This window comes from Sphingomonas sp. BRN-1R, from assembly GCF_057748035.1.
This window is the reverse complement of sequence record NZ_CM173236.1, coordinates 1025158-1041729: the sequence shown is the minus strand read 5'-3', so window position 1 is coordinate 1041729 and position 16572 is coordinate 1025158. Positions and strand designations below refer to the sequence as shown.

At 68.3% G+C, this 16572-nt stretch carries 14 protein-coding genes; 4 read left to right on the top strand and 10 right to left on the bottom strand.

Translation table 11 applies throughout. From position 1 onward, the window contains the following. Positions 1-26: 26 nt before the first annotated feature. The 9 genes from AC3ANX_RS04745 to AC3ANX_RS04705 form a co-directional block, all read right to left on the bottom strand. On the bottom strand, positions 27-479 hold the full coding sequence (locus AC3ANX_RS04745) for a MaoC family dehydratase (RefSeq protein ID WP_488335879.1): 453 nt from the start codon (positions 477-479) through the stop codon (positions 27-29). Next, complete coding sequence (locus tag AC3ANX_RS04740; RefSeq protein WP_488335878.1) at positions 479-2320, bottom strand: acetyl/propionyl/methylcrotonyl-CoA carboxylase subunit alpha; 1842 nt, start codon at positions 2318-2320, stop codon at positions 479-481. Before AC3ANX_RS04740 ends, AC3ANX_RS04745 begins: the two co-directional genes overlap by 1 nt. Beyond that, positions 2317-3159 carry an HpcH/HpaI aldolase/citrate lyase family protein gene (locus AC3ANX_RS04735; protein WP_488335877.1) on the bottom strand — a complete coding sequence of 281 codons (843 nt, stop codon included), beginning with the start codon at positions 3157-3159 and terminating at the stop codon, positions 2317-2319. Before AC3ANX_RS04735 ends, AC3ANX_RS04740 begins: the two co-directional genes overlap by 4 nt. Before the next feature lie 5 nt (positions 3160-3164). Continuing rightward, positions 3165-4766 (bottom strand): carboxyl transferase domain-containing protein, encoded by a 1602-nt coding sequence (locus AC3ANX_RS04730; RefSeq protein ID WP_488335876.1) that lies wholly within the window; start codon positions 4764-4766, stop codon positions 3165-3167. Then, a complete protein-coding gene (locus tag AC3ANX_RS04725) occupies positions 4763-5926 on the bottom strand; it encodes an isovaleryl-CoA dehydrogenase (RefSeq protein WP_488335875.1) in 1164 nt (387 codons plus the stop codon). The genes AC3ANX_RS04730 and AC3ANX_RS04725 overlap by 4 nt, the downstream gene beginning before the upstream one ends. A gap of 180 nt (positions 5927-6106) precedes the next feature. After that, positions 6107-7966: a methyl-accepting chemotaxis protein gene (locus tag AC3ANX_RS04720; protein ID WP_488335874.1), complete on the bottom strand. Its 1860-nt coding sequence runs from the start codon at positions 7964-7966 to the stop codon at positions 6107-6109. Between the two features lie 159 nt (positions 7967-8125). After that, positions 8126-9751, bottom strand: coding sequence for a methyl-accepting chemotaxis protein (locus AC3ANX_RS04715; RefSeq protein WP_488335873.1), 1626 nt, complete (start codon positions 9749-9751; stop codon positions 8126-8128). A 796-nt stretch (positions 9752-10547) separates the two neighbouring features. Further along, positions 10548-12056 (bottom strand): YifB family Mg chelatase-like AAA ATPase, encoded by a 1509-nt coding sequence (locus AC3ANX_RS04710; RefSeq protein ID WP_488335872.1) that lies wholly within the window; start codon positions 12054-12056, stop codon positions 10548-10550. A gap of 41 nt (positions 12057-12097) precedes the next feature. Further along, positions 12098-12565: a cupin domain-containing protein gene (locus AC3ANX_RS04705; protein WP_488335871.1), complete on the bottom strand. Its 468-nt coding sequence runs from the start codon at positions 12563-12565 to the stop codon at positions 12098-12100. A 12-nt stretch (positions 12566-12577) separates the two neighbouring features. On the opposite strand from AC3ANX_RS04705, the gene dapE reads away from it, so the two are divergent. Beyond that, positions 12578-13720 carry a succinyl-diaminopimelate desuccinylase gene (dapE, locus tag AC3ANX_RS04700; RefSeq protein WP_488335870.1) on the top strand — a complete coding sequence of 381 codons (1143 nt, stop codon included), beginning with the start codon at positions 12578-12580 and terminating at the stop codon, positions 13718-13720. On the opposite strand, the gene AC3ANX_RS04695 is transcribed toward dapE, so the two are convergent. Next, positions 13717-14160 (bottom strand): JAB domain-containing protein, encoded by a 444-nt coding sequence (locus tag AC3ANX_RS04695; protein ID WP_488335869.1) that lies wholly within the window; start codon positions 14158-14160, stop codon positions 13717-13719. The genes dapE and AC3ANX_RS04695 overlap by 4 nt on opposite strands. 69 nt (positions 14161-14229) lie before the next feature. On the opposite strand from AC3ANX_RS04695, the gene AC3ANX_RS04690 reads away from it, so the two are divergent. The 3 genes from AC3ANX_RS04690 to AC3ANX_RS04680 are packed head-to-tail and all read left to right on the top strand — an operon-like array spanning position 14230 to position 16470. Next, a complete protein-coding gene (locus AC3ANX_RS04690; protein ID WP_488335868.1) occupies positions 14230-15024 on the top strand; it encodes a thymidylate synthase in 795 nt (264 codons plus the stop codon). Continuing rightward, complete coding sequence (locus tag AC3ANX_RS04685) at positions 15021-15494, top strand: dihydrofolate reductase (protein WP_488335867.1); 474 nt, start codon at positions 15021-15023, stop codon at positions 15492-15494. The genes AC3ANX_RS04690 and AC3ANX_RS04685 overlap by 4 nt, the downstream gene beginning before the upstream one ends. Before the next feature lie 46 nt (positions 15495-15540). Further along, on the top strand, positions 15541-16470 hold the full coding sequence (locus AC3ANX_RS04680; protein ID WP_488335866.1) for a bifunctional riboflavin kinase/FAD synthetase: 930 nt from the start codon (positions 15541-15543) through the stop codon (positions 16468-16470). Positions 16471-16572: the final 102 nt, after the last annotated feature.

Genomic DNA, 16572 nt, shown 5'->3' with positions numbered 1-16572 from the left:
CACATGCCAACGGCGCAGTCGTCACATCATGCATTGCGCGTCTTGAGCAGGGCCATGCGAAGGCATTTGCACACCACCTCGTGGCGCTGGTTGATGAGTTCGTGCGCGAAGGTGACGATGCCGGCATTTGGCCGCGACCCGCTCTCGCGCAAACCGGTGACGTCGCTGGCGGCGCGCAGCGTATCGCCGATGAAGACGGGCTTGGGCATCACCAGCTTGTCATAGCCGAGGTTGGCGACGAGCGTGCCGAGCGTGGTGTCGGCGACGGTGAGACCGACCATCAGCGCGAAGGTGAAGGTGCCGTTGACGAGGATCTGGCCGAACTCCGACGCCTTGGCCGCTTCCGCGTCGATGTGCAGCGGTTGCGGATTATGCGTCATCACCGAAAACAGCAGATTGTCGGTTTCGGTGACGGTGCGGCGGATCTCATGCTCGATTCGGTCACCCACCTGCCACTCGTCGAAATGCCTGCCGGCCATTATGCGTCTTTCACTTCGATGCGCGCGAGCAGCGCCTCGACCTGCACCTGCGCGCCGGCGGTGGCGTTGAGTTCCGCGACGGTGCCGTCGAACGGCGCGACCAGCGTGTGTTCCATCTTCATCGCCTCCAGCGTGAGCAGCTTCTGCCCCTTGGTGACGGCATCGCCCGCCGCCACATCGACCGCGATGATGCGGCCCGGCATCGGCGACAGGATCGTGCCGGTCGCGGCGGCGCCCCCCGCCCCTGCCGCCGCACGGAATGGCGCGAGCCGCCATACCTGTCCGTTCTCGACCACGAGGGTTGACTCCACCGGCACGGCGCTGCCACCCGCCAGCGTCACCTCGACAGCCTCACCGTCAAGCAGAAACGTCGCGGTCCGGCGTGGCGCGGCGTTGAGGCGGAAGCCGAACCGGCGGTTGCTCGCAACCAGCGTTTGCGCCGCCTCGGTCAGCGCGGCGGCCGAGGGCGCGGGCGGCTCCGCCATCTCCGCACCATCGCGGCCGATCAGCCCGGTATCGACATCGCCGGCGACGAAGGCCGGATGCTCCAGCGCCTTGACGAGGAAGGCGGCGTTGGTCCTGACCGGCCATACCGCGCTGCCGGCGATCTCGGCACGCAGCCGGACGCGCGCTTCGTCGCGGGTCGCGCCGCGCGCGATCAGCTTGGCGATCATCGGATCGTAGAAGGGCGAAACCTCCGCGCCCTGATAGACGCCGGTGTCGACGCGCCCGCCTTCGACCGCGCCGAAGCGCAGCAGGTCGAGCGTGCCGATCGACGGCAGGAAGCCTTTGGCCGGGTCTTCCGCATAGAGCCTCGCCTCCATCGCCCAGCCGCCGATCGTCAGCTCCTCCTGCCGGCGCGGCAGCGGCTCGCCCGATGCGACGCGAAGCTGCCATTCGACCAGATCGATCCCGGTGATCTCCTCCGTCACCGGATGCTCGACCTGAAGACGGGTGTTCATCTCCATGAACCAGATGCGGTCGGCGCGCAGGCCCTCGCTCGCATCGGCGATGAACTCGATCGTGCCCGCGCCGACGTAATCGACCGCCGCCGCCGCCTTCACCGCCGCCGCGCACAACGAGGCGCGGGTCGCCTCGTCCATGCCGGGCGCTGGCGCTTCCTCGATCACCTTCTGGTGGCGGCGTTGCAGGCTGCAATCGCGCTCGAACAGGTGGACGATGTTACCGTGCGTGTCGCCGAACACCTGCACCTCGATGTGGCGCGGCCGCTGGATATACTTTTCGATCAACACATGCGCGTTGCCGAACGAGGATGCCGCCTCGCGCTGGCACGAGGCAAGCGCGTCGGCGAAATCCTCGGGCCGCTCGACCAGCCGCATGCCCTTGCCACCGCCGCCCGCCACCGCCTTGATGAGCACCGGATAGCCGATCTTGTCAGCCTCCGCGGCAAGGAAGCCGGCGTCCTGCCGCTCGCCCATATAGCCGGGCGTGACCGGCACGCCGGCCGCCGCCATCAGCGTCTTGGCGGCGTCCTTCAGCCCCATCGCGGTGATCGAGGATGGCGTCGGGCCGACCCACACAAGCCCGGCATCCGCCACCGCTGCCGCAAAGCCGGCGTTTTCGGAGAGGAAGCCGTAGCCGGGATGGATCGCCTCGGCGCCACTCGCCTGCGCGGCGGCGATGATCCGTTCGCCGACCAGATAGCTCTCGCGCGCAGGGGATGCGCCGATATGCACCGCCGCGTCCGCCTCGCGCACGTGCAGCGCGTCGGCATCCGCGTCCGAATAAACTGCCACCGTCCGCACGCCGAGCCGGCGCGCGGTGCGGATGATGCGGCAGGCGATCTCGCCGCGATTGGCGATAAGAAGCGAGCCGATCATGCCGGGTCTCCTGCAAGGTCGAGGATGCGGCGCGCCTGCACCAGATGCGGGCGATCGACCATCTTGCCGTCGAGTTTCAGCGCGCCGACCCCGGGCGCGGCGGCGAAAGCCTCGACGATCGCCCGCGCCCGCGCCACCGCCTCGGCGGTGGGCGTGAAGCCGGCGTTGATCGCGGCGATCTGCGTGGGGTGAATCGCCATCATACCGGTGAAGCCATCGCGGCACGCCCGTGCGACATATGCGGCAAGTGCGTCGGCCGCGTCGATACGCGGGAAAATCGTCTCAATCGCCGCGACCCCGGCAGCGTGCGCAGCGAACAGGGTGAGCGCGCGAACCATCTCATACGGCGCGGTATAGCTGCCGTCCGCCTCGCGCGCGCTCTGCGCGCCGATCGCGGCGGGCAGGTCTTCCGCGCCCCAGGTCACCCCGGCGAGATGCTGCGCGACACTGCGATAGCTGCCCAGCTCGAAGATCGCCGCCGGCGTCTCGGTCGCGATCGGCAGGATCGGCGGCAGCGACGGCCCGGCGCGGTCGAGCAGCGCACGCACCGACGCCGCGCCCTCCGCCTTGGGCAGCAGGACGCCATAGGGTCGGCCGCCCGCCACTACCGCTAGATCGTCGTCGATCGTCGCGCTGTCGAGCGGGTTGATGCGCACGAAACTCGGGACGGCCGAACCGTCGGCGAGCCATTCGGCCACCGCCTCTCGCGCGAAACCTTTGCGGTCGGGCGCGACCGAGTCCTCGAGATCGAGGATCAGCGAGTCGGCACCCGAGGCGGCCGCCTTGGCGAAGCGCTCGGGTCGGTCGCCCGGCACGAACAGCAGGGATCGCATGCGCATCGCCATCACATCCGGAACACGCCGAAGCGCGCGGCGTCGGGCACGGGGGCGTTGAGCGTCGCGGCAAAGGCCAGACCCAGCACGTCGCGCGTCTGCGCGGGGTCGATGATGCCATCGTCCCACAGCCGCGCGGTGGCGTAATAGGAATTGCCCTCGTCCTCGTATTTCTGGCGGATCGGCGCCTTGTACGCCTCCGCCTCCTCCGAAGACCAGTTCGCCGCATCGCGGTGGACGGTGGCGAGCACGCTCGCCGCCTGCTCGCCGCCCATCACGCTGATCCGTGCGTTGGGCCAACTGAACAGGAAGCGCGGTTGATAGGCGCGCCCGCACATGCCGTAATTGCCCGCGCCGAAGCTGCCGCCGATCAGCACGGTGATCTTGGGAACGCTCGCGGTGGCGACGGCGGTGACGAGCTTCGCACCGTTCTTCGCGATGCCCTCCGCCTCATATTTGCCGCCGACCATGAAGCCCGAGATGTTCTGGAGGAACAGCAGCGGAATACGCCGCTGGCAGGCCAGTTCGATGAAGTGCGCCCCCTTCAGCGCGCTTTCGGAGAACAGCACGCCGTTGTTGGCGAGGATCGCGACTGGCATGCCCCAGATATGCGCGAAGCCGCACACCAGGGTCGTGCCGTACAGCGCCTTGAACTCATGGAACGCGCTGCCGTCGACCAGCCGCGCGATCACCTCGCGCACGTCATAGGGCGCACGCACGTCCTGCGGGATGATGCCGTACAGCTCCTCCGGCGCGTATTTCGGCGGCACCGGCGGGCGCAGGTCGAGATCGGGTGTGCGGTCCGGCCGGAGCGTCGAGACGATATCGCGCACGATCGTAAGCGCGTGTTCGTCATTTTCGGCGACGTGATCGACCACGCCCGACTTGCGCCCGTGCAGATCGCCCCCGCCGAGATCCTCGGCAGAGATCACCTCGCCCGTCGCCGCCTGCACCAGCGGCGGCCCGGCGAGGAAGATCGTGCCCTGGTTGCGCACGATCACGCTCTCGTCCGACATGGCGGGAACATAGGCGCCGCCCGCCGTGCAGCTTCCCATCACGCAGGCGATCTGAGCGATGCCGTGCGCCGACATGGTCGCCTGATTGAAGAAGATGCGGCCGAAATGATCGCGGTCGGGGAACACCTCGGCCTGGTTGGGCAGGTTCGCGCCGCCGCTGTCGACCAGATAGACGCACGGCAGCCGGTTCTCGAGCGCGATCTCCTGCGCGCGCAGATGCTTCTTCACGGTGAGCGGGAAATAGGTGCCGCCCTTCACCGTCGCGTCGTTGCAGGCGATCATCACCTGCCGACCGGAGACGCGGCCGATGCCGGCGATGATGCCCGCACCCGGCACCTCGTCGCCGTACAAGCCGTTGGCGGCCAGTTGGCCCACCTCCAGAAACGGCGACCCCGGGTCCAGCAACCGCTCCACCCGCGCGCGCGGCAGCAGCTTGCCGCGCGCGACATGCTTGGCGCGCGCCGCCTCCGATCCGCCGCTCGCCGCCTGAGCTACCGCCACGCGCAGGCGATCGACCAGCGCGCGGTTGTGGCCGGCGTTGGCGGCGAACGTCTCGCTCGCGGTCAGGATCTTGCTGTCGAGGACCGGCGCGCTCACTGGGCGATCCGTTCCGACGCGCCGATCAGTTCGCGGCCGATCAGCATGCGGCGGATCTCGTTGGTGCCGGCACCGATGTCGAGCAGCTTCGCGTCGCGCATGAACCGCTCGACCGGCCAGTCCTTGGTATAGCCCGCGCCGCCGAGCGCCTGCACCGCCTCCAACGAGACCTTCACGGCATTCTCGCTCGCCAACAGGATCGCGCCCGCGGCGTCGAAGCGCGTCGTGCGGCCCGCATCACACGCCTTCGCGACCGCATAGACATAGGCGCGCGCGCTGTTGAGCGCGACGTACATGTCGGCGATTTTGGCCTGCATAAGCTGGAACGCGCCGATTGGCTTGCCGAACTGCCTGCGTTCGCGGACATAGGGCAGCACCACGTCGAGGCACGCCTGCATGATGCCGAGCTGGATGCCCGCCAGCACGGTGCGCTCATAGTCGAGGCCGGACATCAGGATACCGACGCCGCCGTTGAGCGGCCCCATGATGTTTTCCTCCGGAACTTCGCAATCGTCGAACACCAGCTCGGCGGTCGGCGAGCCGCGCATACCGACCTTGTCGATCTTCTGCCCGATCGAGAAACCTTTCATGCCCTTCTCGATCAGGAAGGTGGTGATCCCCTTCGATCCCTCGCCCGTCTTGGCATAGACCACCAGAGTGTCAGCGTAAGCCGCATTGGTGATCCAGAATTTGGTGCCGTTCAGCACATAACGGTCGCCGCGCTTCTCGGCCTTCAGCTTCATCGACACCACGTCGGAACCGGCGCCGGCTTCCGACATGGCAAGGCTGCCGACATGCTCGCCGGAGATGAGTTTCGGCAGGTAACGCGCCTTCTGCTCGGGCGAGCCCCAGCGGCGGATCTGGTTGACGCACAGGTTCGAATGCGCGCCATAGCTGAGCCCGATCGAGGCGGAGGCGCGCGCCACCTCCTCCTGCGCGACGACATGATCGAGATAGCCGAACCCAAGCCCGCCATCCTCCTCCGCCACGGTGATGCCGTGGAGTCCGAGCGCCCCCATCTCCGGCCACAGCTCGCGCGGGAACCAGTCCTTCGCGTCGATCTCGGCGGCGAGCGGGGCGATCCGGTCGGCGGCGAACCGCTGCGCGCTTTCGCGGATCATGTCGGCGGTCTCGCCGAGCGCGAAATCGAAGTCGGTCATGGCATCTCTCCTGCGCACCAGTGTAGCGGGTGCGCAGGCTTTGCAAAATTGAATTTGCGGCAATGACTGTATAGATGCGCTCTATGATGCGTGCGTTGGTGGTGAAAGGACGAGCATGACGTTAGCAGCGCCGTTGCCGTTCGCGTAGTGAGCCGCCGCGACCGGCACGACGCCGCTCGTTCAGAACTGGCTCCAGTCGCCCTCGCTCGGTTCGACGGGCCGGGTGAGCGCGGCGACGGCGGCCTTGGGGAGCGGCTTGACCGGCGAGGTATAGCTTTGCGCCCGCGCGGGCGTGCGGCTGCGACTGCCGTCGACGCGGAAGCGCGCGGCCTGTTCGGTCAGCGCCTGCACCTCGCTGGTCAGGTTGCGCGCGGCGGCCGATGTCTCCTCCACCATCGCCGCGTTCTGCTGGGTCGACTGGTCCATCGTCGACACCGCCACCGAGATCTGCGTCACCGCTGCCGACTGCGCGATATTGTCCGCCGCCATCGTGTTGAGCAGCTCGTGGACCTGCGCGACGTCGCCCGAGATCGCCGACAGCGCGCTGTCCACCTTCGTCACCGCCGCCACGGCGGTGACGATGTCGCCCTGCGTGACGGTGAGCTGGTCGCGCGCGCGCTTGGCCTCTTCCTCGGCGCGCATCGCCAGCGCCGAGACGAGATCGGCGACCACCGCGAAGCCGCGCCCCGCATCGCCCGCCCGGCCCGCCTCGACGGCGGCGTTCATGGCGAGAACGCGCGTCTGGAACGCGATCTTGTCGAGCCCCTCGATCACGTCGTCGATGCCCTTGGCGCTTTCGGACACACGGCCCATCGCGTCGACCGCTTCCTCCGCCACCGCGCGCCCGCCGCCGACCGTCTCGATCGCCTTGTCGGCGCGTTCGACGGTGCGCGCAGCGGCGCTCGCGGTCGCCTTAAGCCGCGTGTCGATCTGCGTCAGCGAGGCGGAGGTCTCCTCCAGGCTCGCCGCATTGCCCTCGGTACGGCGCGCCAGATCCTCCGACGCCTGCGCGATCTCGCTCGAACCCGTGCGGATCTGCGCGGTGCTGTCCGACACCGCGCCGATCAGCTCACGCAGCGCACGCACGGCGTTGTTAAAGTTGACCTTTACGCTGGCGTAGCTCGGCGAGAATTCTGCGTCGATGCTACCGGACAGATCGCCGTTCGAGAGATCCTGCAAGCTTTGCGACAGCGTCGCGACGACCATCTTTTGCTCGGCATCGGCGCGGGCTTTGGCGGCATCGTCCCGCTCTTTGGCTGCCGCGGCGTCTCGGAAGACGAGCACTGCTTTCGCCATGTTGCCGAGTTCGTCACCGCGATCGATGCCAGGCACCTCGAGGTGGTGGTCGCCCTGCGCAAGTCGCTCCATGGTTTTGCGAAGCGCGTCCAGAGGACGTACGATCGCATGAAGCACAATCCAGGCGCCGAGCCCGAGAGCGACCAAGATGCCGACGATGCTGCCGGTCAGCAGAGCCCATGAGGATGATGCCGCAGCGGCCGAAAGATCAGAGGACAGCTTTTTCGACGACGCGATGCGCGTGTCGTTGAAGGATTTGATACTGACGCCAATCGAGACGATGTCGTCATTCGCGCTTTTCATGATCTCCGTAGCGTCGGCATTGTGGTCCTTCATCCCCTCGGCGATAGCGTGCTGAAGCACATCATGAACGCTCGTGATTTTTGCTGCCAGAGTGTCGATCCGCGCTGTCGTGCCGGGCTCGCTGCTCTCGACGTCACCGAGTAGCTTCAACGCCTCCTCGAAGGCCGACTTCTCGTCGTGCGCGGCGGCTTTTGCTTGTGCGCTTGCGCTGTCGAAGGCAATTGTCCGATATGCGGCGAAACCCATTTCGGTAACGCGCCGGTTCGCGCGCGCGAGCTTCGTGCTGTTTGGCAACACGACGTCGGTGAGGCTGGAATATGCAGCGTCGGCAGTCCGCAACTGACTCGATGCGTAATATGCAATCGCGAGCGTCAGCGCACCCAGGATGAGCAGGAGCGAAAGAACCTTGGCCCTGATGGTTGCGTTCTGGAGAAAATTCATGATGCCCTCGGTGCGCTTGAAGTGGCCGCAAAAGATTGATCGTTGCCCGTCACTTATATTCTAGGATGTGATCGCAGATCGTGTGGGGGTTGCGGCGTCGAAACCTCGCCCCGACTTTAAACTGCGTCCGTCTGTTCGGTTTGAAGTCTCGATACATTTTCAGAACTGACTCCAGTCGCCCTCGCTCGGTTCGACGGGCCGGGTGAGCGCGGCGACGGCGGCCTTGGGGAGCGGCTTGACCGGCGAGGTATAGCTCCGCGCGGGCGTGCGGCCGCGAGCGCTGTCGACGCGGAAGCGTGCGGCCTGTTCGGTCAGCGCCTGCACCTCGCTGGTCAGGTTGCGCGCGGCCGCCGATGTCTCCTCGACCATCGCCGCGTTCTGCTGGGTCGACTGGTCCATCGTCGACACCGCCACCGAGATCTGCGTCACCGCCGCCGACTGCGCGATATTGTCCGCCGCCATCGTGTTGAGCAGCTCGTGAACCTGCGCGACGTCGCCCGAAATCGCCGACAGCGCGCTGTCCACCTTCGTCACCGCCGCGACCGCAGTGACGATGTCGCCCTGCGTGACGGTGAGCTGGTCGCGCGCGCGCTTGGCCTCTTCCTCAGCGCGCATCGCCAGCGCCGAGACGAGATCGGCGACCACCGCGAAGCCGCGCCCCGCATCGCCCGCCCGGCCCGCCTCGACGGCGGCGTTCATGGCGAGAACGCGCGTCTGGAACGCGATCTTGTCGAGCCCTTCGATCACGTCGTCGATGCCCTTGGCGCTTTCGGACACACGGCCCATCGCGTCGACCGCTTCCTCCGCCACCGCGCGCCCGCCGCCGACCGTCTCGATCGCCTTGTCGGCGCGTTCGACCGTGCGCGCAGCGGCGCTCGCGGTCGCCTTCAGCCGCGTGTCGATCTGCGTCAGCGAGGCGGAGGTCTCCTCCAGGCTGGCCGCATTGCCCTCGGTACGGCGCGCCAGATCCTCCGACGCTTGCGCGATCTCGCTCGAACCCGTGCGGATCTGCGCGGTGCTGTCCGACACCGCGCCGATCAGCTCGCGCAGCGCATCGAGCGCTTCGTTGAAATTGACCTTGAGCGCCGCGTACGCAGCGGGGAAGTCCGCCGTCACCCGCGCGGTCAGATCGCCTTGCGCCAGGTTGGACAGGCCCTGCTGAAGCGCGGTCACGGCAACCTCGAGCTCGCGCATCCGCTCCGCGCGTTCCTCGGCGACCTCTGCCTGCAAACGCTCCTGTTCCGTGGCCTGCTGCGCCACCGCGTCGAGCAGACAGGTGAGTTTGTGGACGATCCACATCAGCGTTCCCGCCTCCGCCGACAGGATCGCCGCGTGCAGCAGTACCCGCGACATCGAGCTGCCGCCTTCGAACACCCAGGCCGGCACGACCAGGCCGAACAGCAGATGGTGGACCGCGACCACCCCGGTCGCGACCGCAATGGCTTTCCAGTCGCACAGGATCGCGACCATCGCGACCGCCGCGAAGAACAGGAGATGAAGATCGGTCTGCCACAGGCTCCCTCGTGCCGTGTAGAGCAGCAGGGCGGGAACGGCGACGACCGTCATGCTCATCACCAGCCGCGCTTCCGGTCCGGTGCGGGCGGTGAGAGCGAGATTGGCCGGCGCGACGAGCATCGCCAGCGCCAGCAGCGTCGGCACCCCCGGCATCCCCGTGTTCGCCACGTCCGCGATCGCGACGGTAGCGCACAACAGGACCGTGGTGGCGAACAGAAGGCGCATTCCGGTCTGGCGGAGCGAGTTCAACGAGAAAAGCGGCATTGTCATTCTACTCCGACCGTGGCGAACAGCTTGCATTGGCTGCCGCGATCATCAGGGTGCGATGCGCCCAGGACGGCGCAGCAAGCGCCGCGCGCGAACCCTGGACGATGAAGGAACCCGGCAAGGGCCCGGCACGCTGAACCAGCGCACCGGCCGGGATCGCCCAGCCGAGGACGTTCGCACTGCCTCCACCGAGCGGTACGAGCAGCATGGAGCCCTGCGCGGGCGGTACGAGCGCGACCAGCGGGACGATTGCTACGAGGCTAAGCTGAAAGACGAGCCCCCGTATCATCGGCGGGTCGCCGCGATGTTGACGCCGAGAGCGAGGGACGGGCGGCGATGCGCGTCGCCAAGCGCGTGCAGACCGCAGTCGCGGGCGCCAGGTCCGCTATCGGACGGTCGCAACGATCCGGTGTCGCCAATCATCGTCCTTCCGCCGCCTCATCTGCTCATGCTCATCTATTGTATGAAAACATCCGCGTGCCCCGCTGGAAGCGCCTCGCTTTTGACCCGAAATGAGTATGCCGAACGCGCTCGTCCGCCGGTTGAATCGGGACGCTCACAAGGTGGCGGCGAGCCAGACGAACCGTGGCGCGTATCGCCGGTGCGAGGCGTGTCCGATATCGCCGAGGGCGTCGGCGATGTGATCGACGGCCTCGACAGGATCGCGTTTCACACTCACGGTTTGGTATGGACGCCGCCGTCGCGGCGCTCACCAGATCCGCCGACGTCCGCTTTACGCCACGCAATTACGCGCAGCAGCCGAGCGCGTGCCCGCAAGGGTACGAGCCACTCGCCGTCGTCAGTTCGTCGGCGCGCGCCGCCGGTAGCTCAGCGCCTCGGCCACATGCAGCCGCCCCACCCCTTCGCTGCCGGCAAGATCGGCGATGGTGCGTGCGACGCGCAGTATGCGCGTATAGCCGCGCGCCGACAGCCGCATCGCCTCCGACGCCTGCGCGAGCAGCGTGCGCCCCGCCTCGTCGGGCGTCGCCACCGTATCGAGCAGCGCGCCGTCGACCTCCGCATTGGTGCGGATCGGGTGCGCGGCGTAGCGTGCAGTCTGGATGCCGCGCGCCTCCGCGACCCGCGCGCGCGCCTCGGCCGACCCCTCGGCGGGCGGCGGCAGCACGAGATCGGCGGCGGAGAGCGCCTGCACCTCGACATGCAGGTCGATGCGGTCGAGCAGCGGCCCCGACACCTTCGCCTGATAATCCGCCGCGCATTTCGGCGCGCGCGAACACGCCAGCGCCGCGTCGCCGAGATGCCCGCAGCGGCACGGGTTCATCGCCGCGACCAATTGCACGCGCGCCGGGAAAGTGACGTGCGCGTTGGCGCGCGCGACGCTGACCGTGCCGGTCTCAAGCGGCTGGCGCAGCGAATCGAGCACCGCGCGCTGGAACTCGGGCAGTTCGTCGAGGAACAGCACGCCGAGATGCGCGAGGCTGACCTCGCCCGGCTTGACCTTCAGCCCGCCGCCGGTCAGCGCCGCCATCGAGGCGGAATGATGGGGGCTGCGGAACGGCCGCGTCCGGGTCAGCCGCCCGCCGGCGAGCGTGCCGGCGACGCTCGCCACCATCGACACCTCCAGCGCCTCGGCGGCGTCGAGCGGCGGCAGGATGCCTGGCAGGCACGACGCCATTAGCGATTTGCCCGCGCCGGGCGGCCCGACCATCAGCAGATTGTGCCCGCCAGCCGCGGCGATCTCAAGCGCGCGCTTGGCGGTCTCCTGCCCCTTCACCTGACGCAGATCGGGGCCGTGCGTCACGTCGATCGCCTCGCCCGGTTGCGGCGCGCCGATCAGGCCGTGGCCCTTCAAGTGGTTGACGAGCGCAAGGATGTCGGGCGCGGCCAGCACCCCGACCGAGCCGGCCCACGCCGCTTCCGCCCCCTGCGCCGCTGGGCAGATCAGCCCCTTGCCCTCCTCCGACGCATGCAGCGCGGCGAGCAGCACCCCCGGCGACGGCGCGATCCGCGCGTCGAGTCCGAGTTCGCCGACCACCACGAAATCGCCGAGCTGTTCGGCATCCACCACCCCCATCGCGGCAAGCAGCGCCAGCGCGATCGGCAAATCGAAATGCGAGCCTTCCTTGGGCAGATCGGCGGGTGACATGTTGACGACGATGCGCTTGGGCGGGAGCGCCAGCCCCATCGAGGCGATCGCCCCGCGCACCCGCTCGCGGCTTTCCGCCACCGCCTTGTCGGCAAGACCGACGACGTTGAACGCGGGCAGGCCGGGGATGAGCTGCACCTGCACCTCGACCGCGCGCGCCTCGAGCCCGAGATACGCCACCGTCGATACGCTCGCGACCATCAGAAATCCCCCCGCGCAAGCGCTTAGCGGGCGACAGCGGTTTAGAGAAGGGGCTCGACGGCCGGGTAGTCGTTGCCGCGCTTGTCGGTATAGCGCCCGTCGGCGGTGAACAGCATGTCCACGTCCGAATAGCCGCCGCCGAGATCCGGCCCGGCCGAAATCGCGATGAACACGCAGTCGGCGTCGCTGCGGTTGACCAGCATATGACCGTTGCGCACGCCTTCGGGGAAGGCCGCGCAATCGCCGCTGCGCATCGGATGTTCGCCGTCGTCGTCGATCAGCACCGCCTCGCCCGACAGGATCACGACGAACTCGTCCTCACCGTCATGCCAGTGGCGCTGCGCGGATTGCGCGCCGGGTTTGAGCACGACGTGGCTCACCCCCATCTGCGTCAACCCTGCGGCGGGGCCGAGCCGGCGATACCAGCGCCCCGCCACAGCTTGCGCGAACTGCGGTGGATAATCGGTGCGGTTGACCTGCGGGATTGTATCCAGATCGAGCTTGGGCAATGTCCGCTCCCCATGACTGACCAAAGCAATCTGCCCGATCCGGTGGCGCTCACCAAGGCTCTGATCGCCTGCGACAGCGTGACCCCCGCACGCGGCACGGTGTTCGACGTACTGGAGGCGGCGCTGCTGCCGCTCGGCTTCACGGTCGAGCGATTCGTGGAGGGCGAAGCGCCCGACGGGCCGGTCGAGAATCTGCTCGCGGTGCGCGCCGGCGCGGGGCCGCATTTCGCCTTCGCCGGGCATCTCGACGTGGTGCCGCCCGGCACCGGCTGGACCGCCGACGCCTTCGCGCCCGAGGAGCGCGGCGGGCTGCTCTACGGGCGCGGCGCGGTCGATATGAAGGGCGCGATCGCCGCGTTCGTCGCCGCGATCCCGGCAGAGCCCGGCATTCCGCTCAGCCTCATCATCACCGGCGACGAGGAAGGCCCCGCCACCTACGGCACGCAGGCGCTGATGGCGCGCATGGCCGAGCGCGGCGTGCGGCCGGACCTGTGCCTGGTCGGCGAACCGACCTCGGTCGCGCGGCTCGGCGATATGGTGAAGATCGGGCGGCGCGGCTCGGTCAACATCTGGATCGACGTGCCCGGCAAGCAGGGCCATGTCGCCTACCCGCACCTCGCCGACAATCCGATCCCGAAGCTGGTCGCGATCCTCGCCGAGATCGACCGGGTGGTGCTGGACGAGGGCAACGACTGGTTCCAACCCTCGAACATCGAGGCGACCGATATCACCGTCGGCAATCCGGCGACCAACGTCATCCCCGGCCACGCCACCGCGCGGCTGTCGATCCGCTTCAACGACATGCACCGCGGCGCCGATTTGGTCGAGCGGGTCCGCGCGATCGTCACCGCGCATGCACCGCACGCGGCCGTCACCGCGCGTATCTCGGGCGAGGCGTTCCTGACTGAGCCCGGCGCGTTCTCGACGCTGATCGGCGACGCGATCGAGGCGCGACTCGGCCATCGGCCCGAACTGTCCACCACCGGCGGCACCTCGGACGCGCGCTTCCTGTCGGCCTTGTGTCCGGTGGTGGAGTTCGGGCTGTGCAACGCGACGATGCACAAGCTGGATGAGGCGGTCGCGGTCGAGGATCTGCCCGCGCTCACCGCCGTCTATGCCGATATCCTCGTGGCGGTGGCGGCGCTGCCGCGCTAGAGCAGCCCGAGTCGCCGGAAGCTTTCGGTGCGGGCGCCGGCGAGCACGAGATGGTCGATCAGCCGCACCCCCACCCCGTCGAGCGCGCGCGCCAGCCGGCGGGTGAGCGTGCGGTCGTCCTCGCTTGGGCTAGGGTCGCCGCTCGGGTGGTTGTGCGCCATCACCACGCCCGCCGCATCGAAGGCGAGCGCATCGGCGACGATGGTGCGGACCGGCACCTCGACCATATCCACCCGGTCGGACGGCGCGGTGCGCACCGCGAGCAGCCGCCACTGGGGATCGACATAGGCGAACATCGCGACTTCGGTGGTGAGATGGCTGATCGGCGCGAACAGCGCGATCGCGGCCTGTTCGGCATCGAGCGCGCGCGGCGGCACGGCGAGGATCGGTCGTATCTCCACAAGCGCGAGTGTGCCCGTTCCGGGGCGGCGCGGAAGCACAACCCTCTCCAAAACGGCGCATTTCAATCGAGCGGTGACGCGCGCGCATCGCCGCGCTAGACCGCTGCCATGCAGCAATATCTCGATCTCATGCAACGCGTGCTCGACAGCGGCGCACAGCAGATGGACCGCACCGGCACAGGCACGCTTTCGGTGTTCGGCGCGCAGATGCGGTTTGATCTCGCGCAAGGGTTTCCGGTGCTAACCACCAAGAAACTCCACCTGCGCTCGATCATCGTCGAGCTGTTGTGGTTCCTGCGCGGCGACACCAACGTCCAGTGGCTGCGCGATCACAAGGTGAGCATCTGGGACGAATGGGCCGACGAGTCGGGCGATCTCGGCCCGGTGTACGGCAAGCAATGGCGCGACTGGGCGACCGCCGACGGCCGCCACATCGACCAGATTGCCGATTTGATCGAGCAGATCAGGACCAGCCCCGCCTCGCGCCGCCAGATCGTCAGCGCGTGGAACCCGGGTGATCTGCACGCGATGGCGCTCGCGCCGTGCCACTGCCTGTTCCAGACGCATGTCGCGAACGGGCGGCTCTCGCTGCAACTCTACCAGCGTTCCGCCGATATCTTCCTCGGCGTGCCGTTCAACATCGCCAGCTATGCGCTGCTGACCCATCTGCTCGCGCAGCAATGCGGGCTGGAAGTCGGCGAGTTCATCTGGACCGGCGGCGACTGCCACCTCTATTCGAACCATCTCGAGCAAGCGCGCGAGCAACTGAGCCGCACGCCGGGGCCGCTGCCGAGGCTGGAGATCGTGCGCAAGGCGCCGTCGATCGACGCGTATGACTATGAGGATTTCGTGCTGCACGATTATGTCGCGCAAGCCCATATCAAGGCGCCCGTGGCGGTATGATGACGCTCGTCTTCGCGCATGCGCAGAACGGGGTGATCGGGCGCGACGGCGCGCTGCCGTGGCACCTGCCCGCCGACCTTAAGCGCTTCAAGGCGCTGACTTTGGGCAAGCCGATGGTGATGGGCCGCAAGACCTTCGAGAGTTTTCCCGCGCCCCTGCCCGGCCGCCGCCACATCGTCCTCACCCGCGATGCCGCATGGAGCGCGCCCGGCGCGGAGGTGGCGCACGATGTCGACAGTGCGCTCGCGCTGGCGGGCGACGACGTGTCGGTAATCGGCGGCGCGGAGGTGTTCCGGCTGTTCGAGACCCGCGCGGACCGCGCCGAGGTGACGGTGATCTGGCGCGATTACGAAGGCGACACGAACTTCGCGCTCGCTCCGGGCTGGATCGAGACGGGGCGCGAGGATCATGCGGCGGAGGGGGACCGCCCCGCCTATAGCTTCCTCACGCTGACGAGCCCGCGCGCATGAGCGTCCCCACTGGCGCACGGTGCCGCGCCTGCCTATAGCCCGGCGCATGGAGCGACTGGACGGTGGCTCGGTGCTGCCGGCGGCGTTGCGCGGCGGCATCGTGGCGCTTGGCAATTTCGACGGCTTTCATCTGGGCCATCAGGCGGTGGTCGGCCGGGCGATCGCGCGCGCCCGCGCCGAGGGCCGCCCGGCGCTGGTCGCGACGTTCGATCCGCATCCGGTGCGGTACTTCAAGCCCGACGCCGCGCCCTTCCGGCTCACCACGCTCGACCAGCGCGAGCGGCTGTTCGCGGATGCCGGCGCGGACGGGATGATCGTCTTCCGCTTCGACGCCGCGCTCGCCGCGCTCGATGCCGCGGCGTTCGTCGAGGAGCGGCTGGTCGGCGCGATCGGGCTCGGCGGCGCGGTGACGGGGGAGGATTTCACCTTCGGCAAGGGGCGCAGCGGCAATATCGGCGTGCTGAGCGATCTCGGCCGCCGCCACGGCTTCTCGGTCGAGGCGGTCGCGCCCGTCACGCTCGACGGCGAACCGGTCTCGTCAAGCCGCATCCGCGCCGCGCTGACCGGCGCCGATCCGCAGGGCGCGGCGCGGCTGCTCACCCGGCCGTTCACGATCGAGGGCGTGGTGACGCACGGCGCGAAGCTCGGGCGGACGATCGGCTTCCCCACCGCCAATCTCGATCTCGGCAATTACCTGCGCCCGGCATACGGCATCTATGCGGTGCGCGGGCGGCTGCCCGACGGGCGCGTGCTGGACGGTGCCGCCAATCTCGGCGTGCGGCCGAGCTTCGATCCACCCAAGGAACTGCTCGAACCCTATTTCTTCGACTTTTCGGGCGATCTCTACGGCCAGACGATCGCGGTCGAACTGATCGACTTCATCCGCGCGGAGGCGAAGTACGACACGCTCGACGCGCTCACCGCGCAGATCGCGGCGGATTGCGACGCGGCGCGGGTGGCGCTCGCGCGCGGCTGAGTGTTTTGCGCGAGCGGTGCAACCCGCCGCGCGACCAGACGTTACGCAAGCGGATCGAACCCGGCCGGGTGTCGCCGGCTCGTAACACGGCTCGGCCATCCT